The sequence below is a fragment of the Candidatus Bathyarchaeia archaeon genome (genome assembly GCA_038882715.1).
GTDB lineage: Archaea > Thermoproteota > Bathyarchaeia > Bathyarchaeales > DTEX01 > DTEX01.
The window spans coordinates 1-21,961 of sequence record JAVZNR010000003.1 but is presented as its reverse complement, the minus strand read 5'-3'; the positions used below and the strand labels follow the sequence as shown (position 1 = coordinate 21,961).

The window sequence follows — 21,961 nt, the reverse complement described above, 5'->3', positions numbered from 1 at the left end:
AATATTGCTTACTTTTAGGAAGGATGAGTGATATGATAATCCCGGTTAGATGTTTCACATGCGGTAAGCTTATTGGAGATAAATGGGAGGAGTTCGCTAGGAGAGTTAAGAGCGGAGAGCATCCGGGTAAAGTTTTAGATAGTTTGGGTTTAACGCGCTACTGTTGTAGGCGCATGCTTCTCTCGCATATTGAAATAATAGATGATATAATAAGGTTTTATGAGAAGATGGCTGAGGTTGAGGAGCAGTGATAAATATGTCAACTTTAATTGAGGATGTCAAAGCCAGAAAAATCTTTAATAGTAGAGGGGAAGCAACAATTGAGGTTGAGATAACCACTGTGGATGGGTTCGGCGTTGCATCGGCGCCCAGCGGCGCAAGCAAGGGGAAAGCTGAAGCCGTAGCGTATCCGCAGGGAGGGGTTGATGAAGCCATAAGAAAGGTTGAGGAGATCATCGCGCCCGAGCTCATAGGCATGAACGCCGACGAACAGGAGGAGATAGACGCACTCCTACATGATGTGGATGGAACAAAGAACTTTATGAATATTGGCGGAAACACCGCCTACGCGGTTTCCTTGGCGGCCGCCGACGCCGCAGCCAACTCATATAATATGCCGCTTTTCCAATATCTGGGCGGATATCTGGCGTGTCAGCTGCCATACCCTCTTGGAAACGTCCTCGGCGGCGGGAGGCATGCTCTGGGTAAAGCTCCCGACATACAGGAGTTCCTTGTCCTACCGGTAGGCGCCCCAAACTTCATGGCGGCGGCTGAGGCAAACGTTCGGGTTCATAGGAAGGTTAGAGACTTGCTCGTTAAGGTGGATCCGTATTTTACTGGTGGGAAGGGCGACGAGGGGGCTTGGGCTCCAACCATACCTAACGAGAAGGCGCTTGAGGTTGTCTCAAAGGCGTGTGAGGAAGTATCCAGCGAAGTCGGGTTTGAATGTAGGGTTGGGCTGGATGTGGCTTCATCATCATTGTGGGATCCGGATAAACAGCGGTACATATATGTGAATGAGGGCGTTGAAAGGGATCCGGGCGAGCAGCTAGATTACATCTTAGACTTAATAGGAAAATACAGGCTTATTTACGTTGAGGACCCATTCCACGAGGAAGATTTCGAAGGTTTCAGCGAGCTCACATCTAAGGTTAAGGGCTGCTTGATCTGCGGGGACGACCTATTCGTTACAAACGAGGATCGCCTAAAGATAGGCGTGGAGAAGAGGTCTGGAAACGCCATAATAATAAAGGTGAATCAGGTCGGAACCTTAACGGGTGCTTGGAAGGCGGTTAGGCTCGCTAAGGAGAGCGGCTACGTGCCCATAGTCTCCCACAGGTCTGGTGAGACAACAGCCTTCCACATCGCGCATCTAGCCGTAGGTTTCGGCTGCCCCATAATAAAGACGGGCGTTGTAGGCGGCGAGAGAATAGCTAAAATCAATGAGCTAATATACATTGAAGAGATCTTGGGCGAGAAAGCTAAAATGGCTAGGTTAAAAGTTTAGGTTTACTGGGGATGAAGATATTGATGCCTGAAGATAAAACTAAAGATGAGACAGATGCCGTGGCCGCTGAAGCCCTTCTTCTGCCGCAAGACGTCCTCCTCTCGGCTGGAGTACACATTGGAACAAAGATTAAGACTAGGGATATGGAGCCCTTCATCTATAAGGTTAGGGGCGACGGCTTATTTGTCCTGGATATAAAGAAGATTGATGAGCGAATAAGGATCGCGGCAAAGTTCCTCAGCAGATTTGATCCGCCGAAGGTCGCTGCAACAGCCGTTAGGCTCTATGCCAGAGAGCCCGTCGCAAAGTTCTGCGAGTACACTAAGGCGACACCTATTCTTGGAAGATTCATTCCGGGATTGTTCTTGAACCCGCTTTACCCCGGCAGGATTGAGCCGGACGTTGTTCTGGTTTCAGATCCACGCGCGGATGCTCAAGCCATTAGGGAAGCCGTTAAAATAGGCATACCGGTTGTGGCTTTATGCAGTACGGATAACGATTTCACAAACATAGATCTGATTATACCGACAAATAATAAGGGTAGAAGAGCCCTCGCAGTAATATACTGGCTGCTGGCCAGGCAGATTTTACGCGAGAGGGGTGAGATCCCGCCCGACGGAGACCTTCCAGTGCCAATAGACGAGTTTGAGGTTAAGCTCGTCGAGAAAACTCAGGCTCAGCAGGAGAACATCTGAAAAACCCTATTTTTTTAAGCTAACACTTTATATTTTCGGAGAACCCTTATTCTAGATTGATTACGGAGGAGAATACTCTGTCACCTAAAATCAGGTATGCAAAGTATGCTGGGAGCTTTTACGCTGGCTCAAAAACCTCCTTAAGTAGGCAGATAGAGGAGTGCTTCACACATAGGTTCGGCCCGGGCAAGGTTCCGGCCGTGGCTGAAAAAGGCCCCAGAAACATAGTTGGCCTCATATGCCCCCACGCGGGCTACATGTATTCCGGCCCGGTGGCCGCTAACGCGTATTACCGCCTAGCCCTAGACGGAAAAGTTGACGTCTTCGTTATTTTGGGGCCGAACCATCAAGGTATTGGAAGCGGCGTTGCCATAATGGATCAGGGTGTGTGGCGCACACCCCTCGGAGACGTTGAGGTTGACAGCGATCTGGCCAAAGAGGTTCTCCGCCAATCAGACATAATTGATGTGGATGATTCAGCGCACGCCTACGAGCATTCAATAGAGGTTCAGCTGCCTTTCCTACAGTACATTTATGGTCTAGCTGGCTTATCGTTCAAGTTTGTTCCAATATGCTTTCTAATGCAGGATCTGGAGACTGGGCGAGAAGTTGGCAGAGCGCTGGCTAAAGCCATACAGAACAGGAACGCTGCCATAATAGCTTCAACGGATTGGACCCACTATGAGCCGCATAGGCAGGCATATGAGAAGGACATGGAGGCCATAAAAGCGGTCATACAGCTTAACGAGGAGCTCTTCTACTCAATTTTAGAGTCGTGTAATATAACCGCCTGCGGCTACGGCCCAGTGGTAGCCTTAGTATCCGCCGCGAAGGAGGTTGGCGCCAAGAGCGCTGAGCTGCTCAGCTATAAGACTAGCGGAGACATAACGGGAGACAAATCCGCAGTCGTAGGTTACGCCGCCATCATGATAAGCAGGTAGAAGAAAAGGGGCCCCATTTGAAGAGCCTATCTAAGGCTTCAGCTCCGGCGAAGGTTATTTTATTCGGCGAACACTTCGTCGTCTACGGTAAGCCATCGGTAGTTATGGCGATAAACCTGAGGGCTTACGCCACCGCGAGGCCAGAGAACAGCGGAAGAATAATTGTTGAATCTAAATCTATGCGCGTCTCAGGATTATTCACAATCGACGGAGCCTATCAGCCGATCATGGGGGGCCTAGAGGGCGGGGAGAGACTTCTGCCAATATACGTCGCAGCCAGAAAAATTCTGTCGCTTGCAGGGGAAGGTAATTTGGGGGTCAGAATAGAGGTTGACTCCTTAATCCCGGTTGCAGCTGGGCTGGGCTCATCGGCCGCTGTCTCCGTGGCTTCTGCAGCCGCTGTGAGCAGCCTTCTCGAACTAAATGTTGGTGAAGACGATATTTTTAGAGCCGCGTTTGAAGCCGAGAGAACAGTCCACGAGAACCCGTCCGGCGTTGACCCGGCAATATCAACCTACGGCGGGCTCATAGTTTACCGTAAAGGCGAGGGCATAAGGCGCCTTGACGCCAAGCTAGATCTACCGCTGATCATCGGTGACACATGTGTTAAGCGGATAACCGGAGAAATGGTTCTACGTGTCAGCGAGGTAAGGAAGCGCTATCCAAATGTGGTGGATAGGATAATGGATTCAGGCGAAGCCATAGTTGACCTAGGCGTTAAAGCCCTCCAAAACGGCGACCTTGAGACCATAGGTGACCTAATGAACATCAACCACGCGCTCCTATGCGCCTTAGGCGTATCCAACGAAATGCTCGACAGGCTTATTTACGCCGCTAGGAGGGCTGGGGCGCTCGGCGCGAAGCTAACCGGAGCTGGCGGAGGAGGCTGCATCATAGCGTTGTCCCCTCCAGGGAAAACTGATCAAATCGTTGAGGCTATTAGGAGCGCAGGTGGAAGAGCGTTCATAACATGTATGAGCCGGGAGGGCGTTAGGGTTGAGCAGTAATCTGACGATACTTAAGCTGGGCGGGTCGGTTATAACGTTTAAGGATAAAGCGTTAACCCCAAACATGAACGCGATAGAGCGGCTTGCCGAGGAGATATCTGAGGCGCTGGAGGCGCAGCCTTCACGGCTGATAGTAGTTCATGGGGGAGGCAGCTTCGGGCATCCGCTGGCAGCCGAATACAAGATTCCCAGCGGCCTTAAGGAGCCGATCCAAATGATAGGTTTCTCTAAAACGCATAACGCTATGATCTCGCTGAACGCTCTGGTTGTCGAAGCCCTGCTCAATAAAGGGCTTCCAGCGTTCAGCTTAGCGCCATCATCATTCATAGTTACTAGGAGCGGCAGAATCCATAGCCTTTACATGGATGCGCTGGAAAACGCTGTTAAGCTAGGCTTCATCCCAGTCCTATACGGCGACGCTGTCTTCGACCGTGACGCTGGCTTCGCAATACTCTCAGGCGACCAAATAGTATCTAGGCTGGCCGTTGAGTTGAGCGCGAAGAGAATAATTGTCGGTGTCGACGTTGACGGCCTATATACGGCTGATCCGAAGGCGGATTCCAACGCGCGGCTGATCGCGGAGATAACCGTCGACGACTTAGAGAGCTTAGTGGGCAGGGTTGGCGGCTCAAGATTCATTGATGTGACGGGTGGAATGATGGGGAAGCTCTCTGAATTGATGGCTCCGGCATCTGTCGGCGTCGAGGTGCTCATTATAAATGCTTTAAAGCCTAGTAACGTTTATAGAGCCTTGAAGGGTGAAGAGGTTATTGGAACAAGGATCATTAAGAGATGAAGGAAAGAGGGGCGTAAACAAGATAACGAGTAGGAAGGAGGATCACTTAAGGATATGCCTTGAACGGGATGTTGAGGCAAAAAGCATAACGGCTGGGTTTGAGGACGTTTTCCTAATACATAGGGCTCTTCCAGAGGTAAACCTAGACGACGTGAGAACCGAAACAGTTTTCCTAAACCATAATTTTTCAGCCCCAATAATAGTTGAGGGTATGACCGGTGGAACAGAGAGATCCATAGAGATAAACGCTGCAATAGCTAGGGCTGTTGAGGATCTGGGTTTAGGCATGGGCGTTGGAAGCCAGAGGGCGGCGCTTGAAGACCCCAGCCTAGAGCGAACATATAGGATTGTTAGGGAGAAGGCTCCCACAGCCTTCATAGTCTCCAACATAGGCGCCCCCCAGCTCGCAGCCGAGAACAATATTTCCAAGATAAGGCGCGCCGTCGAGATGATTGAGGCTGACGCCCTAGCAGTGCACTTGAACCCCCTCCAAGAGGTTGTTCAGCCGGAGGGCGAGAAAGTTTACGCTGGAATAATAGATAGGATAAGGGTGCTCGCCGGTAGCCTAGATGTGCCCGTAATAGTTAAGGAGACTGGCGGAGGCATATCGGCCGAGGTCGCTAAGATGCTTGAGGAGGCTGGCGTAGCCTGCATAGATGTCGCTGGGGCTGGTGGAACAAGCTGGGCTGCCGTCGAATATTATAGGGCTGTTGAGCAGGGTTCTCCACTTAGCCGCGATCTCGGATTGATGCTTTGGGACTGGGGCATACCGACGGTCGTAAGCCTAGTTGAAGTTACGCAGACCGTAAAACTGCCGGTTATAGCGTCCGGCGGAATAAGATCCGGGATGGATGTGGCTAAATCCATAGCCCTAGGGGCTTCGCTGGCAGGGATCGCTAAGCCAATCCTTGCTCCCGCTTACAGAGGATACGAGGAGACGAGAAGCGCCTTAAACACGCTGATCATCCAGTTGAGGAGCATAATGTTTCTGGTGGGCGCGGACTCAATAGAAAAGTTGAAGAGGACGCCCCTAATAATATTGGGGAGGACAGCCGAATGGCTTAAGGCGAGAGGATTTGACCCCGATGTTTACGCTAGGAGGAGGATTTAGAAGAATATGGCTCAAATAGACGTAGAGGCTTTACTTGAAGAGAAAGCCAAGATCATAAACGAGCGTATTGAAAAATATCTGCCGCGAACGCTCTCCGGGGAAACGTTGATCTTTAAGGTTATTCCGCCAAGATATCGGCTGGACTTCGAAGCGTTAAATAAGGCTGTGAGCGCGCCCCTATGGGATTTCCTTGACAGGGGCGGTAAACGCTGGCGCCCCGCCCTCTTCCTGCTGATATATGAGGCTTTAGGCGGAAGCGACATGGAGGATGCTTTAGACTTCGCAATAATACCGGAGGTTATCCATAACGGCACGCTTATAGCGGACGACATCGAGGACTCGTCTGAAATGAGGAGGGGTAAGCCATGCACATACAGGATTTTCGGATTAGACGTCGCCATAAACCTCTCGCAAGCCATGTACTTCCTGCCCCTAATAGTTCTAAGCGAGAAGGGCGATAAAATACCGGCTGAAAAGGCTAGAAAACTATATCAGATATATGTGCATGAGATGGCTAACCTAAGCCTTGGTCAGGCGATCGACATAGCTTGGCATAGGGGTTTAGTTCAGGCGGAGAACCTGACTGAAGAGCATTATCTGCAGATGTGCGCCTATAAGACTGGCACCCTAGCTAGGATGGCCGCTAAGATGGCCGCTGTTTTAGCCGGTGCAAGCGAAGAGACCGCAGAGAAGATCGGGTTTTTCGCAGAGTCCATAGGAGTATCATTCCAGATCCAAGACGACATCTTAGACATTGTCGGTGAAGAGTTCGCTAAGGGGAAAGGCGGCTTAGGCATGGATATAACTGAGGGGAAAATAACGCTGATGGTGCTTCACGCCCTAAGGAAAGCCGACAAAAATGATAGGGAGGAGCTGCTGAGAATACTTGGCATGCACACGCGGGACGAAGCCTTAAAGAAGAAAGCCATCGAGATAATCAAGAAGTATGGTGCAGTCGAATACGCTAAGCAGGTTGCGTCAAAGATAGTTGAGGACAGCTGGAAAGCCGTAGAGAATCTTCTACCCGAGTCTGAAGCAAAGAAAAAGATTAAGATGCTCGCAGAGTATCTTATCCAAAGAAAAATTTAGTTCAGATGAAGCCCTATCGGGGAGCTGTCTGCCTTGAGCGCCCAGAGGATAGATCTAAGCTCTATTAAGGAAACTATAAGGAAACTAGCCTTACTGAACGCTGTCTCTTATGGCGGAAAAGCGCAGAGCAAACCTGTTGTGGGCAAGCTGCTCGGTGAAAAGCCCGAGCTCAGAAGCATGGCTAAGGAGATTCTGGCCATAGTGGACAGCGTAGTTCAGGAAGTTAACAGCATGTCCCTTGAAGAACAGAAGAGAACGCTGGAGGCTCTATGGCCTGAAGCCTTAGCGGCAGAGCGTATGCGTGAGAAAACCGCGGAGAAAACTCTTCCGCCACTGCCGAACGTTGAGAAGTATGGGCGTGTTGTAACGCGGTTTGCGCCTAACCCAGACTGCGTTCTCCATCTTGGTTCAGCTAGAGCGATAGTACTTTGCCACGAGTACGCGCGCATGTATAATGGGCGCTTCATACTGAGATTCGAGGACACCGATCCGAGGCTTAAGAGATCCTCGCTGCAGTTCATGGATCTGATCAGGAAGGATTTAGAGTGGCTGGGCTGCGTTCCAGACGAGGAGTATATTCAAAGCGATAGGATAGAGATCTACTACGAGCACGCGGAAAAGCTGCTTAGAGACGGCTACGCGTACATATGCACATGTAAGCCGGAGGATTTCCACAGCATGGTTGTGGCCGGCAAACCCTGCGCATGCAGAGGCCTAACACCGGAGGAGAACCTGCGCCGATGGGAGCGCATGTTGAGCGGAGCGTACGCTGAGGGCGAAGCGGTTATGCGCATAAAAACTGATTTAAGCCACCCAAACCCCGCTGTCAGGGATTGGCCGGCCTTCAGGATAATAGATACGAGGAAGCATCCCCATCCGAGGGTTGGATCAAAGTACCGCGTCTGGCCCCTATACAATTTTGCGTGCGGGATAGACGACCACTTAATGGGGATAACCCACATTATACGCGGGAAAGAGCATTTAACAAACCAGGAGAGGCAGAAATATCTGTACAAGTATTTCGGCTGGGCTTACCCTGAGGCAATACATTACGGGAGACTTAAAATTGAGGGCGCCTCACTAAGCAAGTCAAAGATAGTTAAGGGCGTTAAGGAGGGGCTTTATACGGGTTGGGATGATCCGAGGCTGGCGACTTTTCTGGCGCTTAAGCGCAGGGGGATAACGCCTGAAGCCATAAAGAGACTCATAATTGATATAGGGCCTAGGCCGGCTGACATAACTATAAGCTGGGACAATTTATACGCCTACAACAGGAAGATAATTGATCCGATAGCTGACAGATATTTCTTCGTATGGGATCCGGTTAAGCTGCTGGTTAAAGGTGTCACGAAAGAGTTTACGGCGCATATACTATTACATCCAGATCGCCCCGAGAGAGGCTATAGGGCCTTCAGCATAAAGCCTTTTGAAGGAGCCTTCAGCTTTCTGGTGTCCGGCCAAGACGCTGAGAAGATGAAGGCTGGCGATGTTGTGCGCTTAATGGAGCTCTTTAACGTGAAGATAGAGCATGTTGGCAAAGACCGCATAGATGCGTCGTTTCACAGCGAGTCGTATTACGACGCTAAGAAGGTTGGCGCACCGCTAATCCATTGGCTTCCGGAGGGGAGCGGAATACCATGCCATGTTTTCATGCCCGACAACTCCATAGTGAGCGGTCTTGTTGAGGAGTCTTTTAGGGCTGTTTCAGTGGATAAGATTGTTCAATTTGAGCGTTTCGGCTTTGTTAGAGTTGACAGCGTGGGTGAAAAGATAACAGTCTTCTTCGCCCACAAATAGACTCAAGATTAAAGCTTATTAACGCTTTCTCACCAGTATATTTTTGACGTATCTCAACCTTTCATGAGAGGGTTTAAGCGATGAAGATAGCTATATGCGGTTATTTAGGTTCAGGGTGTACTGAGGTTGCTGAGATACTTGCCGGAAAGTTTGGGCTCGATGTTTTAAACACGAGCAGGATACTTACAATGATAAAAGATTTTGAAACGTTGAGCAGATCCGGAGAGGTTGACATAGATCTCATAATAAAAAATAAGCTTGAGGAGATATTGCAGCAGAGAGACAACATAATAATTGAGGGGAGATCCGCCTTCTTCCTACTTGACAGAAAAGATATAATAAAAATCTTCTTAAACGCCTCCTTAGAGGAGAGAATTAGACACGTAGCCAGCAGACGCGGGATACCCTTAGATGAGGCGCGTGAAGACGTTGAGAGAAGCGATAGGGATCGAAACGTCATTGTTAAAAGGTTCTTTAATAAGGATGAGGTCTCCTCAGAGGACTTCGACTTCTCGATAAGGACAAACGCGAAGACTTTTGCTAAAGTAGCTGACATTATCGCCGACGTCATTAAGAGCTTGTCGGCGATGCGATCATCTTAAAAGCATATGCGCCCAAACAATCTAATTGACGCAGGTAGTTCCCCACAATGATAGTTTCTATACCATATGGGAAAACCCTAGTTGATCTAGATCTGCCGGATGAGAGGGTCATATCTATTTTATGGTCTAGGGATTTCGACCGCAAGATCGATGAGGTCAAAGTTGTCCAAGACGCGTTAAGTAATCCCATAGGATGCGGCCGATTAGCAGAATTATCTCTAGGTAAGCGTAGCGTATGCATTGTCGTAAGCGATTACACGAGGGCTACGCCGAACAGGGTTCTTCTCCCACCGATAATTGAAGCCCTTAAAAGCGCCGGTGTGAAAGACAGGGAGATGAAGGTTCTGGTGGCTTATGGGCTTCATAAGCCGGCTCCGAGAGATCTAACTCTAGAATTTCTCGGCGGAAACATTATTGGGGATATAGACGTTATAGACCATGACGCCGAGAGCGAAAGCGAGCTTGTTTATGTTGGTGAAACATCTTTCGGAACAAGGCTGTCTGTTAACCGCCACTTAATTGACTCAGACCTCATAATACTCACGGGGCTCATCGAACCCCACTTTTTCGCCGGCTATAGTGGCGGGAGAAAAGCGATACTGCCCGGCGTGGCCAGCAAGGAAGCAATCTTCAACAACCATGGTTTTAAGATGATAATGCATCCGCTTGCACGCTACGGCGTTCTTGAAGGCAACCCTATACATGAGGATATGGTTGAAGCTGTGAAGATAACTCGGAGACAAATGTATGTTGTCAATGTTGTTATTGATAAGAGGCATAGGGTTGTGGGGGCTTTTGCAGGCGACGTGTTTAAGGCTCATAGGGAGGGCGTACGTTTCCTAGACAAATATGTTAGAGTAAAGGCGCCCCTGAAAGCGGATATTGTTGTGACTAGTAATGGAGGCTATCCTCTTGACAGAGATTTATATCAGGCTGTTAAGGGTATGGCGACCGGGGAGCTGGTTGTTAGGAGGGGCGGAGTCATAGTGATGTTCGCTGAATGTGTTGATGGCGTAGGTAGAGGGCACGAAGAGTTCTATAGGCTTATGGCTGAATCTAAAACGCCGGACGAGGTTTTAGAGAGGATAAGGCGCGAGGAGCCGATCAAGGATCAGTGGGAGGCGCAGATACTGGCGAAAATACTGAAGAATGCGAGGATCATCCTTGTAACAAGGAACATTAAGCATAGCGTGATTGAGGAGATGCATATGATCCCCTCCTCAAGCCCTGAAGAGGCTATTGAGGAGGCGTATAGGATTGCTGGAAGCGATGCGAAGATAATCGCTATACCTGAGGGGCCATACATTATACCGTCTGTTGAAGATTAGTTTTCTCCGCTTCTTCAGCGCGGAAAAACGCTGTTATAAGCATTCTCCTATTAAAGTTTAACCGCAACATATATAGGGAGAAACTTATAGTTTTTAGGTTTAAAATATATGAAACCGAAAGTTAAGTTGATGAGGTTGAATATATATGCCGAAACCATTCTACGTTAAGTTTGATGTTCCAAGCGAGCTAGTGAACGCGGTTTACGAAGCCGTGCAAATATCCAGCAGGACCGGTAAAGTTAAGAGGGGGACAAACGAGACAACGAAGGCCGTTGAAAGGGGATTGGCGAAGCTCGTCGTCATAGCTGAAGACGTTGATCCACCTGAGGTCGTAGCCCACCTGCCGCTGCTATGCGATGAGCGAAAGATACCCTACGTGTACGTTCCAAGCAAAGCTAAGCTCGGTTCAGCCGCCGGAATAGAGGTTGCGGCAGCATCAGTATGCGTGATTGAGCCCGGCGAGGCAAGCGATCTCATTAAAGAGATTGTGAGCCGAGTCCAAAAGATTAGGGGAGGCTAAACCTATTGAGTCGTAAGGCGGCAAGGCGGGAAGAAGCCGAGGAAGCCGGAGAAGAAGCCCCGACGCCAGCTGAAGTAATACAGATAATTGGCCGCACCGGCGTAACCGGCGAAATAGAGCAGGTTAGAGTCCGCATACTTGATGGGCCCGATAAAGGCAGGATAATTACGAGGAACGTTAAGGGGCCTGTTAGGTTAGGCGACATATTAATGCTGAGGGAGACCGAGAGGGAGGCTAGAAAAATAAAGTGATCTTCCACCTTTAGGGAAGGTTGAAGGAGCGATGCCTAGACCCAGAAGATGCTCGTTCTGCGGACACGAGTTCAGCCCCGGAACAGGAATAATGTACGTTAATAATGATGGCACCATACTATGGTTCTGCTCAAGCAAATGTAGAAAGAACCATCTATATTTGGGCCGCGACCCCCGTAAACTGAAGTGGACAGCCTACTATGGGCAGGAAGAGAGAGCCGGTAGAGAAAAAGCCTCAACCGCCAAATCCTAAGTTTTCTTTAGTAGGCGTTGTTAGAAGAGCGGTGGTACGAAGACCGTTAGGATCGTTATAGGCTCAATGACTTCAATTAAACTGTGCTTTACGCCTTTAGGCACGTATGTGAATGTTCCCTCGCTTATTTCTTTTTCACCTAAACCCTCAATGAACATTATGGCTTTACCCTTAATGCAATACTCTATCTGATCATTCTCCTCGTGGCTGTGTATGCCGATTTTATCGCCTCTACCCAGCATGCTCAGCCTAACGCTGGCTGTAGCCGTATCAAGTTTAGATAAGAGTATTTTTGTTGGGAAAGGTGTGCCGGAGCTGAAAGGCACCTCGCTCTCACGCCTAATTACCGGCTTCAACGCGAACCCCCGCAGAAACTTTAACCTCAATAATGGTTCCTACTTAACTCTTAAAAGGGTTTCGTTCTTAAACCGTTTATCCCACGCTCAGCTCAACCCTCTCAAATCTCTTGAGGGACAAGTCGCCGGGCTTCTGCGGAACAATTTTCATCACCGGTTTTGATGACGGGAACAGGTAAAGCGATAATCTAACCGGTCTACCGTTAAGGCTGAATGACACGTTGGAGCACTCGGCTAAACACATGCCGTTGAAAACCGATTTTACTGAACCCAAAGTCACACCTAAAAATTTCACCTCCTCCCCGAGCTTCGGGGTAAAGTCCACATGAACCCCAAAGAAACCATAGTGCGGTATGCCTCCATCTACGAGTCCAATTTTTTCGCCTACGCTAACCGGTACGCCGCGTTCAACATCGCTGCCCAAGGCGATTAAAGAGTACTCGCGCCTAGACTCTATAACGACGCCCTCTATTTGACTCTGGCTTAGCGCATCTCCGCACTCTTCGCTTATCTCAATTAGCCTTTTAACCCTATATCCGCCCCTCGCACGGATAGGGTCGTTTGGCTGCCTAACCTCCACGTGAATGTGTGGATCTGTCCAGAAATCAAAGAACCCCGACCTTATTAGGGCTCCTATCCGCCCGCCTACAGCCACTTCATCGCCAATGTCAACTGAGGGCTTAACGTGAAGTATCTTTATGAATCGTTCTTTATTCTCTAGGCTTCTCAGTATGACTAAGTAGTCTACTTTGGAGCACCCGAAACCTCTATCCTCAAAGTAGTCAACCTCCTTTATGGCTACAACCTCGCCGGAGACCGGTGACGGCGCGTTTTCCCCGAATTCAAGGTTTGGGTAAATATCTACGCCAGTACAGTTGCGGTGCGGAAAGTATGGGCTGTTAAAGAATGAAAATCTACCGCTTTTAGGACAATAAATGTTTACGCCCTCGGAGCACGCCACCGCGATCATGTCCACGTTCGGCATAAAATCGAGATAACAGTCAATTATTAATAACTCTTCCCCTCACTCTACATTATGCCGGGGGTTGAAACGCCGTGAGCCACGATTTAATTAGTAGGTTTAGAAGCATTAGGGTTGCCGACGTCGTAGACGCTCTAGATAGATTCGGTTTCCATGAGAAGACGCTGGTTTCACGGGATATACGCCCGATCTACTCGGGTATAAGAATCGCTGGCTTAGCTTTAACTGTTCAGGCCAGAAAGGTTCAGGAGGAGATCCCGTCAATGAGTCCAGAAGAGTACGATAAGTATGCTGAAGAGTGGTATAGGGTTAGAGCCAACTACGATCTCTTCATGAGGAGCGCTGGTCCCGGAACAATCATAGCCATTAATTGCGATGGATGTTTAGACGTTGGCTTCTGGGGTTCAATGATAGCTCTGGTCGCTAAGGCTAAAGGTGTTGAAGGCGTCGTTCTGGACGGCGGCTGCAGGGATACTTGGGAGATCCAGCGCATAAGGTTTCCGGTTTTCTGTAGGGCGATAGGCAGGACTGAGGTTGTTGGCAGACTTGAGATAAAGCCGGAATTCATCAATATCCCCGTTTCTATAGGCGGCGTAACGGTTAATCCCGGAGACATAGTTGTCGGCGACGACGATGGCGTTGTGGTGGTTCCGAGGAAAATAGCTCTCCAAGTGGTTGAGAGGGCGGAGAGGCAGATGGCTATGGATAGAGCCTCGCAGAAGCCTTATCTAGATATGCTCGGCTTAACTCTTTAAGCATGATGGTGAGCATCTATGGAGTTTAAGAGCGCTGTGCAGATAGGTATAGTCGTGAGCGATATTGAGAAGGCTAGGGAAACGTGGGCTAAACTGCTTGGATTAGAACCGCAGCCGATAATTGAGACTGAGGACTGGGAGCATACACGGATGACTTTTAGAGGTAAACCCTCACGTGGAAGAGCTAAGCTAACCTTCTTCAGGCTAGAGAACATCGTTATAGAGCTGATCCAGCCTCTAGACGGCCCAAGCACTTGGAGCGATTTCCTCGAGAAGCACGGCTGCGGCATCCATCACATAGCGTTCACAACCGATAATGCTGATGAGCCTGCTAGGAGGATTCTGAGCCTAGGTGCGGTTGAGGAGCAGAAAGGGATGTTTAAGGGCGGCGGATACATTTACCTAGACGCTAGAAGAAGCCTTGGAGCGATTCTGGAGCTCCTGTACTATATGAGGGAGGGATGAAAGATAAGTCTTATAGGAGGCGCGGCTCAATGGAGTATTTTACGGCTGAAAGAACTGGTAGAATATTCCTCTTAAGGCTTGATCCGGGGGACTATGTTTTAGAGAGCATCAACGAGCTCGTGAAGAGGGAGGGGATAAAGGATGCAGTAGTCTTTTCAGCCATTGGAACACTGAGCGAGTGCGTACTACACATGGTTACGACAACGGGCTATCCGCCGAAAGAGTTCTTTAAGCGTTGGAAGGATACACCATTAGAGCTAGCGTCGGTGATGGGCATAGTAACCGATGGGAAACCGCATCTTCACGCCGTAGTGTCAGATAAGGATTACGCGTATGCTGGACACTTGGAAGAAGGTTGCCGGACACTATATTTAGCTGAGATAGCGATAATAGAGATAGTTGGCGCAAACCTAACAAGAAAACGCGATGAAAAAGGCATCTTAAGGCTAAAAAGTCAGTCCTGAAGCCCAGCGTACAATAAGCCTTAAACGCGCATAATTCCAGATTTCTCCATCCCATTCATTTCCACTAAAAATCGCTTAAGGACAACTTTATATTTTATGTTGGTTAATCTTAAATTATGTTAAAGTATGTTAAGCGGGTTGGCCCAAAGCATAGGCTTGAAAACCGCAGAGTGGCTATAATAGTTGCCCATGAATTCGAGGATGTAGAGCTCCTTTATCCGTTTTTAAGGCTCAGCGAGGAAGGGGCAGAGGTGGTCATAGTTCCAGTTGAGAGGGGGCTTCATCCCAGACCATCCGTTAAAGGTAAACCCGTGACCGGACGATATGGAACACCAATACCACTTGAGGTTTTCGAGGAGGGCGGACGCTACGCCATAAAGGGAATAAACGAAATTAACCTAGATGATTTCGATGCACTAATCTTCCCCGGAGGATTCTCCCCCGACTCCCTGAGAATAACGCCTGAAGTCCTAGAACTTGTTAGGAAAGCATATGAGCGGGGAAAAATCTTAGCCGCAATATGCCACGGCCCCCAAATTTTAATATCCGCTGGGCTAGTGAAGGGTAAAAGGGTGACAAGCTACGCGGCGGTTAAGGATGATTTGGTGAACGCTGGAGCCATATTTGTGGACGAGCCTGCCATCAGAGATGGAAACATAATAACCGGTAGGGTGCCGGACGACCTACCGGAATTCTGTCAACTCATAATTGAGGCCTTATCTTAATCGAAAGAATCTTAAAGCTGATCGCCTCGTTAACCACAGCGATCAGGATAAATCATCCGTATCCTTTAAGCCCTAAGGATGCTAAAGCATCAATAGAATATTTGTTATGCTCACGCTTTAAATGCTCATTAAACTAAATTTATTTTGAGGTGAAATCTTGAAGAGAGTCATAAATCTAGACGGCTTATGGAAACTTCAGCATTTTGATTTCGGTGTCAGTAATGGACAGTTTAGGGAGGACTACGATGATTCATGGTGGCTTGATGCTAGGGTTCCAGGCGAGGTTCACGAAACACTGCTAAACTATAATTTAATTGAGGATCCTTTCTATGGCAAAAATTGTGATGGAAGGGAGTGGGTTGAAAGGGTAGATTGGTGGTATCGATGCAGATTTTATGTGCCGGAAGAATTTAGGGGCGGAAGAAACCTTTTGGTTTTTGATGGTTTAGATACCTTCGCGAATATTTGGCTTAATGGGAAGCGTTTGGCTGATAGCGAGGACATGTTCACGCCGTTATCGATAGATGTATCGGAGCATCTTAAGTATGGGGAATATAATGTTTTGGCGGTTAGGCTTGGCGCACCATGGTATGAGACCATAAGGCGGGCTGGAGGCTTCAGCGAGAAGAACCTCCTATGGAACGGAAGCTACGTTCGACTCTATGCTCGAAAGGCGCAGTATCAGTATGGATGGGATTGGGCCGTTAAACTTTTAACGGTTGGCATATGGCGGAGCGTAAAACTAATCTCTTTCGATAAGGCTTTGATTAGAGACCTATATGCTAGAACCCTAAGCCTAAGTATAGATGAGAATAAGGCTAAAGTGGAAATCTGTGTAGAGATCGATTCGAGAAGCGAGGTTAAAGCCCTCCTAAAGCTGTGTGGGGAATGCGGAGAATCGAGGTTTAACGTGGAGACCACGCTGGATCTTAAGGAGGAAATAAACTCTTATAGGTTCACCCTAGACATTAACAACCCGAAGATCTGGTGGCCCATAGGATATGGTGAGCAGAATCTCTATACTCTTCGCTCCGAACTTTTAATTGATGGGGCCGTTGAAGACGAGTATTGCACCCGTTTCGGAATTAGAACGGTTGAGCTCGTTACAGAATCCAACGAGACCAGTAATGGTAAAGTTTTCTACTTCAAAATTAACGGCGTTAAGGTCTTCTGTAAAGGGGCTAACTGGATACCAGCAGACCTTTTAATCTCAAGGATAAATAGGGAACGCTACTTAGACCTGCTCAAATTAGCTGTTGACGGAAACCATAATATGCTTAGAGTTTGGGGAGGCGGCCTAGTAGAGCACGACGACTTTTACGATTTATGCGATGAGCTCGGAATAATGTTATGGCATGATTTCCAGTTCGCATGTGGACATTACCCAGACGACGAAAAATTCTTAAGAACCATTGAAAAGGAGGTTGAGGCGACAGTTCGAAGGCTTAGGAACCATCCCTCAATAATATTGTGGTGCGGCAACAATGAGAATGAAATGTTCGATTACCTTAGCGGTTTCGGACTAACAAGGCCAAAAATAGATTTTGAAGTAATACCTAAAGTTGTGTCAAGGCTTGACGAATCTAGGCCATATTGGCCTTCAAGCCCATGGGGCGGCAGTAACCCGAATGATATGATGGAGGGTGACAGGCATAATTGGGACGTCTATCACGGCCTAATTCCAATAGAGGGGTACTTGAACGATGAAACCCGATTTATGAGCGAGTTCGGTATGCAGGCGGCCCCTGACATTAAAACTCTGCTAAAGTTCATTCCAACTAATAATCTGTGGCCGATGAACGATTACTGGCTATATCATTATCATGTACCGGAGAAAGTTATACCCTACATGAAGGATTACGGCGAACCGAGGTTTCTACACGAATATGTATTTCTCTCAATGCTTGTTCAAGCCGACGCCCTTAAGACGGCGATCGAACATTGTAGGCGAAGAAAGTTTGGGTGCGGCGGCGTTTTATACTGGAGTTTTAATGCGCCATGGCCAAACATATGCTGGGAGACCGTGGATTACTATGGTAGGCCTAAGATGGGCTTTTACTTCGCTAAAAGAGCATTTGAGCCGGTCATGGTTTCACCGTTATATAGGGCTGGGGTGATTGAGGTATGGGTTATAAACGATGAATTAAACGAGATTAGGGGGATACTTGAGATTAATGTTGTCGATTTGAGAGAGGGGGTCGTAACTAAAAGTTTAAAGAAGGAATTTACGGCGCCAGCCAACTCATCCATTGTTTTAGCGAAGTATAGGCCTGAAGATCTAGGCGTAACCGACCCGTCTAGAACAATTATAGTATTTGACCTAAAAGTCGATGGGAAAACTCGAAGAAACACTCTATTATTAACAAAACATAGAGATATCTCGTTTTCAGAGACGCTCCTTAAATTAAAGGTTTTAGATGCCAGAAGGGAGGATAATGATCTGATAGTAGTGGCTGACGTGGGAACTGACGGATACGCAAGGCTCGTAAACCTAGATGTGAAGGAAGATTATGTTACAAATGCTAGCGACAACTACTTTGACCTGCTACCCAATGAAACTAGGAGGGTGGAGATAAAAGTGAAGAATATGAGGGATAGGGAAAAGGAGCTAACTTTAACGGTGTCAGCATTAAATGCCAAGCAAACCACTCTGAAGGTGAAATTATGTAATTAGAGTTCTTAGATCTATTAGCTGAGGAGATATAAGCCTAGAGAAGCTCGCTTAGAGTACAAGAGAGCAACATAGGACTGAAAAGAAAAAATAATGAGGGATTTTAAGAGAGACTTCAGTATCTTCCATATTCCTCTACGGCCTCTATCAGCGCCCGTAAATTCTCAGGTGGAACCGCCCTCGGGATATCTGCTACGCCGGGCGATAGTATGAAGCCTCCGTTGGGCTTCATTTCGCCCAAAAGACTTTTCACGTACTCCTTAATTTTGTCTGGTGTGGCTTCTAGCAGTAGTGATGGTGGAATCCCCCCATTATACACGTGTGCCCGCCTAAGATTTTCTTCGCTTTCCTGACGTCGGTCTTCTCGAAGTAGGCTATGCCCCAACCTTTAGGCAGCTCCAGTATCGTTTCTAGGTGCGGGTCATGCCATCCCTCAAAGAACACAAGTGACCTTATCCCCTGCCCATAAAGCTCCACTATAATCTTTTTGAGCGTAGGCCAATAAAACTCGTTGTATAATTTAGGTGAAAGGTACTCATTGAGATGTAATGGTATAAACGCGTATTTGGCTCCGGCGGGCTTAAGGGATAACGCAACCTTAATTATCGGTTCAACTAATGCCTCGCATGCCCGCTTAACCTCATCCGGATGCCTGCGGACGTCTAGCAGAGCTCCGGTTGGGTACCTGAGGAAGTCGCCTATGAAATCTAGTGGGGCATAAGCGAACGTTAATGGGAGTGAGGGTATCCCAACCTTAGCCAGATCCGCAGCCGACTCGCCTAGGAACCTAAGGTATCTGGAGGCTTCAAACCCAAGCCTTATTAAGGCAGCGTTAGCCTTAGAAGACCCGGCCTTCTCAAGATTAACGCATGCTCTTGGAAAAATAATCTCGTTTACAAAAGCCACGGGGTCCTCGGACAGCCTACAGTATTCCTTGGCATCCATGAATTGTCCGCCGATAAACTGGAATATGCTGTCTTCAGGGAGCTCTCTACCAGGCCACTTAGTGTACTTGTCTCCTAGAGTGTCATGCATTGGTCCAGTCCAGAACCTGATGGAGGGCGCTATATCCGGATAGTCTGAGAAGGCTAGGGCGAATACGAAGCCTTCAGCCGCTAGGGCTGCAAGGAATACGTCTGCCGGGTACTCGGTTACAAATTTAACCGATACTTCTCGGGCCTTATCGTAGTTGAAATACAATTCGTAGCCTGTAGCGTATTTGCGCAGAATGTCTCCGCAAGTAAATATTATTAACGGTACTCTGTCAGGCTCACTTAGCTCTACAGCCTTCTCGACTCTTCCGAATCTCTCTTTCAAAAGCTCTTCCGGAGGCTTTAATTCCGCCCTCACCATAATGTTCAACCCCCTAAACCTAACATCTCCCTACATTTCTTTACGCCTAGCATAGCGTTATCAGCCCATTCATCTGCGCCAGCATACCGCTTTACGTGCTCGTCCACCCTTCCACCACCAATTATAATCTTAACCCTATCCCTTAACCCGGCCTCCTTTAGGGCTTCAACAGTCTTCTTCATGGACTCGTAGCTTATAGTTAGCAGCCCGCTCATGCCAACTATATCAGGATTATGAACCCTAACAGCCTCAACAAATCTTTCTGGGGGAATATCAACTCCTAAATCTATAACCCTAAAACCAGCGGTCTCCGCAAAAGCCTTAAAAATATTTTTACCTATGTCATGAATGTCGCCTTGAACCGTGCCTAAAACTATCGTGCCAGCCGGCTTAACCTCCCTCTTAAGCTCCGGGAGAATTAGCCTCATAACGCCATTAAATATTTCGCTTGCGAAAACAAGCTCCGAGAGAAAGTACTCGCCCCTCTCAAACCTCTCACCAATAAGCGTTGTCGCCCTCCTACACGCCTCAAGAATCTCGGATGGATCTTTACCCTCCCTGAGAAGAATCTCAACGATCTTGAGAACCCCCTCCTCGTCGAGATTAACAAATGAGTTGACAAGATCCTCTAAAGACAAAAGACCTCACTCATCAATAAGAAGTGTAAGCCGCATATTAAAACCTTACTTTTTCACCCCATGCTTAAACTAGGCTGGGCACGTGTAATCTGGCGAATTAACGATAATTTATATTGAGTGGTTCCCAGCGCACCGAAAAGCTTATCGGCCCTCGCCTTTAGATATAGAGAAGGATTTGTTAAGGCAAGAAAGAGTGAAGCGTTTTGCTACACAAGCCCCTAAATTTAAGCTTGAAGAGTTTCAGCGTCTACATTCTATGTACAGTAGCCGCTATCTTATCTCAATACCTTTTAGTAACCTATTTCATCTCCGAGGGGCTGGTTGACCCAACACATTTAACACTTTTCAGCGGGTTTCCGGAACTACGTATAAGCATTTTATTCCACCTGCTTCCACTAAACGTCATACTCATACTTTTGCTTGACCTAGTTTACTTGATGAGGAATCTGCCAGCATCGCCTAGAACAGCGTCAGCGAAGCCTCATGGCAGACCGCAATCATTAATAAGCCGAGCTTCCACCCTTTTTTCCCGCAGAGATTTCGAGGGCGCATTTATCGCAGTATCCTTATTCCTCATCTCGCTGATCATAACGTTCACACTGTTGTGTCCTTCAGCCCTCTATAACTTTGCAGTAAGCCTATATTTAAGCGGCAGCCTACTTAGAAGCCTAGTTACACAGTTTGGGCAGATGAATTTGCTCTTGAAAGGTTTTATAGGCTCATCAGCCGCCTCGTTTAGAAGAGCCTCCCAGCCTCTGGTTGAAGCGTTAACGGGCATTAATGTCGCGTGGAAGTATCTGCTATGCCAGAATATCGCTGCATGGTTAACTTCAATCGTGGCGCTGGCATACGTCAGATACTGTTCTAAAGCCTCTAAAAGATAAGCGTTTAGAAGATTCCTTCCTCTTCAGCAATCTTTCTTATGGCTTCGTCCCTAGTTAATCCCTGCCTTTCATACTCCCTTATCTTATACTCTAGGGTGAAGGTGCTTCCCCATGTCTTAATGTGTTTTTCGCGTAATCTTCTGTAAAGGTCTTCAACATTCCTCTTGTCGCTCCGCCATCTGGCTCTATCCTCCATGAGTCTTCTCCGCTGATACTCGATCTCTAAGCCTAGAAGAGTGTCGCCAACCCTCCTTAAAAATTCATTTATATCTAGGCTCGTCTTATAGACGAGTAGGGGTATTGCCGCCAACAGTAGAAGAAGCGGGATTAACGACGATAGGGTTATGCTTAATGCTATGAGAATTATAAGAGCAATCAAGATGGTGAGCATAAGCCTACGATAGCTAAACTCGAATTCAAGCGAGCTAACGTCTCCTTCAGGGATCACCCGCATTTTAAGCGTGGCGCCGACCCGCCAGCCGACAGCAGACTTAAACATCCTTCCTTCGCTATCTTCTTCCATAGATCTTTCCGTAAGAAACTGCGGTAAAGCCTCATGAAGCCAATCCGCTGGCACCTTAACGGTTTTGCGAAATTTAGAGGGAAGCCCAAGAGAATACAACTATGTTTCGCCCAAATATCTTATCTTTTCAAAAATAAATTGGTTTTGGTGTAGGGACGTTATAGAAACTTGTTCCTGTTTAAGAAAACATGTATTAGTATGGCTGCGAAGAGAGCCGTGTAGAGGGCCATAGCCAGTAACATTAACGT

At 47.9% G+C, this 21,961-nt stretch carries 24 protein-coding genes and 1 pseudogene; 20 read left to right on the top strand and 5 right to left on the bottom strand.

Annotated elements, in window-relative coordinates; genetic code table 11:
- Window positions 1-32 precede the first annotated feature (32 nt).
- From QXR61_02495 to QXR61_02430, 14 genes are all read left to right on the top strand, one after another.
- Entirely contained in the window at window positions 33-251 is a 219-nt protein-coding gene (locus QXR61_02495) for a DNA-directed RNA polymerase subunit N (GenBank protein ID MEM3756819.1), read from the top strand.
- 5 nt (window positions 252-256) lie between these two features.
- Entirely contained in the window at window positions 257-1,507 is a 1,251-nt protein-coding gene (gene eno / locus QXR61_02490; GenBank protein MEM3756818.1) for a phosphopyruvate hydratase, read from the top strand.
- 23 nt (window positions 1,508-1,530) lie between these two features.
- Window positions 1,531-2,202, top strand: coding sequence for a 30S ribosomal protein S2 (rpsB, locus tag QXR61_02485; protein ID MEM3756817.1), 672 nt, complete (start codon window positions 1,531-1,533; stop codon window positions 2,200-2,202).
- Window positions 2,203-2,258: 56 nt separating this feature from the next.
- Complete coding sequence (gene amrB, locus QXR61_02480) at window positions 2,259-3,143, top strand: AmmeMemoRadiSam system protein B (protein MEM3756816.1); 885 nt, start codon at window positions 2,259-2,261, stop codon at window positions 3,141-3,143.
- 17 nt (window positions 3,144-3,160) lie between these two features.
- Window positions 3,161-4,150 (top strand): mevalonate kinase, encoded by a 990-nt coding sequence (gene mvk / locus QXR61_02475; GenBank protein MEM3756815.1) that lies wholly within the window; start codon window positions 3,161-3,163, stop codon window positions 4,148-4,150.
- Entirely contained in the window at window positions 4,140-4,946 is an 807-nt protein-coding gene (locus QXR61_02470; protein MEM3756814.1) for an isopentenyl phosphate kinase, read from the top strand. The genes mvk and QXR61_02470 overlap by 11 nt, the downstream gene beginning before the upstream one ends.
- Window positions 4,921-6,057, top strand: coding sequence for a type 2 isopentenyl-diphosphate Delta-isomerase (gene fni / locus QXR61_02465; protein ID MEM3756813.1), 1,137 nt, complete (start codon window positions 4,921-4,923; stop codon window positions 6,055-6,057). The genes QXR61_02470 and fni overlap by 26 nt, the downstream gene beginning before the upstream one ends.
- Window positions 6,058-6,063: 6 nt before the next feature.
- A complete protein-coding gene (locus tag QXR61_02460) occupies window positions 6,064-7,146 on the top strand; it encodes a polyprenyl synthetase family protein (protein MEM3756812.1) in 1,083 nt (360 codons plus the stop codon).
- A gap of 33 nt (window positions 7,147-7,179) precedes the next feature.
- On the top strand, window positions 7,180-8,943 hold the full coding sequence (locus QXR61_02455; GenBank protein MEM3756811.1) for a glutamate--tRNA ligase: 1,764 nt from the start codon (window positions 7,180-7,182) through the stop codon (window positions 8,941-8,943).
- Between the two features lie 80 nt (window positions 8,944-9,023).
- Window positions 9,024-9,545, top strand: a complete 522-nt coding sequence (locus tag QXR61_02450; protein MEM3756810.1) for a cytidylate kinase family protein — start codon at window positions 9,024-9,026, stop codon at window positions 9,543-9,545.
- A gap of 47 nt (window positions 9,546-9,592) precedes the next feature.
- The gene (larA, locus tag QXR61_02445) at window positions 9,593-10,873 is read left to right on the top strand and encodes a nickel-dependent lactate racemase (GenBank protein ID MEM3756809.1); all 1,281 of its coding nucleotides are present in this window, start codon (window positions 9,593-9,595) and stop codon (window positions 10,871-10,873) included.
- Window positions 10,874-11,018: 145 nt separating this feature from the next.
- Window positions 11,019-11,393, top strand: a complete 375-nt coding sequence (gene rpl7ae / locus QXR61_02440) for a 50S ribosomal protein L7Ae (GenBank protein MEM3756808.1) — start codon at window positions 11,019-11,021, stop codon at window positions 11,391-11,393.
- 5 nt (window positions 11,394-11,398) lie between these two features.
- Complete coding sequence (locus tag QXR61_02435) at window positions 11,399-11,644, top strand: 30S ribosomal protein S28e (protein ID MEM3756807.1); 246 nt, start codon at window positions 11,399-11,401, stop codon at window positions 11,642-11,644.
- Window positions 11,645-11,675: 31 nt separating this feature from the next.
- Window positions 11,676-11,897 carry a 50S ribosomal protein L24e gene (locus QXR61_02430; protein ID MEM3756806.1) on the top strand — a complete coding sequence of 74 codons (222 nt, stop codon included), beginning with the start codon at window positions 11,676-11,678 and terminating at the stop codon, window positions 11,895-11,897.
- A gap of 20 nt (window positions 11,898-11,917) precedes the next feature.
- On the opposite strand, the gene QXR61_02425 is transcribed toward QXR61_02430, so the two are convergent.
- On the bottom strand, window positions 11,918-12,253 hold the full coding sequence (locus QXR61_02425) for a cupin domain-containing protein (protein ID MEM3756805.1): 336 nt from the start codon (window positions 12,251-12,253) through the stop codon (window positions 11,918-11,920).
- 76 nt (window positions 12,254-12,329) lie between these two features.
- The gene (locus QXR61_02420) at window positions 12,330-13,238 is read right to left on the bottom strand and encodes a hypothetical protein (protein ID MEM3756804.1); all 909 of its coding nucleotides are present in this window, start codon (window positions 13,236-13,238) and stop codon (window positions 12,330-12,332) included.
- Between the two features lie 71 nt (window positions 13,239-13,309).
- Here QXR61_02420 and QXR61_02415 point away from each other — a divergent pair, with 71 nt between their 5' ends.
- The 5 genes from QXR61_02415 to QXR61_02395 all read left to right on the top strand — a co-directional run bounded on the left by QXR61_02415 (window position 13,310) and on the right by QXR61_02395 (window position 18,318).
- A complete protein-coding gene (locus tag QXR61_02415) occupies window positions 13,310-13,990 on the top strand; it encodes an RraA family protein (protein MEM3756803.1) in 681 nt (226 codons plus the stop codon).
- An 18-nt stretch (window positions 13,991-14,008) separates the two neighbouring features.
- Window positions 14,009-14,455, top strand: a complete 447-nt coding sequence (locus tag QXR61_02410; GenBank protein ID MEM3756802.1) for a VOC family protein — start codon at window positions 14,009-14,011, stop codon at window positions 14,453-14,455.
- Window positions 14,452-14,919, top strand: coding sequence for a DNA-binding protein (locus QXR61_02405; GenBank protein MEM3756801.1), 468 nt, complete (start codon window positions 14,452-14,454; stop codon window positions 14,917-14,919). The genes QXR61_02410 and QXR61_02405 overlap by 4 nt, the downstream gene beginning before the upstream one ends.
- A 116-nt stretch (window positions 14,920-15,035) precedes the next feature.
- Window positions 15,036-15,644, top strand: coding sequence for a type 1 glutamine amidotransferase domain-containing protein (locus QXR61_02400; GenBank protein ID MEM3756800.1), 609 nt, complete (start codon window positions 15,036-15,038; stop codon window positions 15,642-15,644).
- Window positions 15,645-15,801: 157 nt separating this feature from the next.
- Window positions 15,802-18,318 carry a glycoside hydrolase family 2 protein gene (locus QXR61_02395; GenBank protein ID MEM3756799.1) on the top strand — a complete coding sequence of 839 codons (2,517 nt, stop codon included), beginning with the start codon at window positions 15,802-15,804 and terminating at the stop codon, window positions 18,316-18,318.
- A 112-nt stretch (window positions 18,319-18,430) separates the two neighbouring features.
- Here the strand turns inward: QXR61_02395 and QXR61_02390 are convergent.
- A pseudogene (locus QXR61_02390) lies at window positions 18,431-19,260 on the bottom strand (uroporphyrinogen decarboxylase family protein).
- Between the two features lie 413 nt (window positions 19,261-19,673).
- Window positions 19,674-20,306, bottom strand: a complete 633-nt coding sequence (locus tag QXR61_02385; GenBank protein ID MEM3756798.1) for a cobalamin-dependent protein — start codon at window positions 20,304-20,306, stop codon at window positions 19,674-19,676.
- A 203-nt stretch (window positions 20,307-20,509) separates the two neighbouring features.
- Between QXR61_02385 and QXR61_02380 the strand changes: the two genes are divergently transcribed.
- Window positions 20,510-21,190, top strand: a complete 681-nt coding sequence (locus QXR61_02380) for a hypothetical protein (protein ID MEM3756797.1) — start codon at window positions 20,510-20,512, stop codon at window positions 21,188-21,190.
- Between the two features lie 4 nt (window positions 21,191-21,194).
- On the opposite strand, the gene QXR61_02375 is transcribed toward QXR61_02380, so the two are convergent.
- The gene (locus tag QXR61_02375) at window positions 21,195-21,812 is read right to left on the bottom strand and encodes a hypothetical protein (protein ID MEM3756796.1); all 618 of its coding nucleotides are present in this window, start codon (window positions 21,810-21,812) and stop codon (window positions 21,195-21,197) included.
- Window positions 21,813-21,961: the final 149 nt, after the last annotated feature.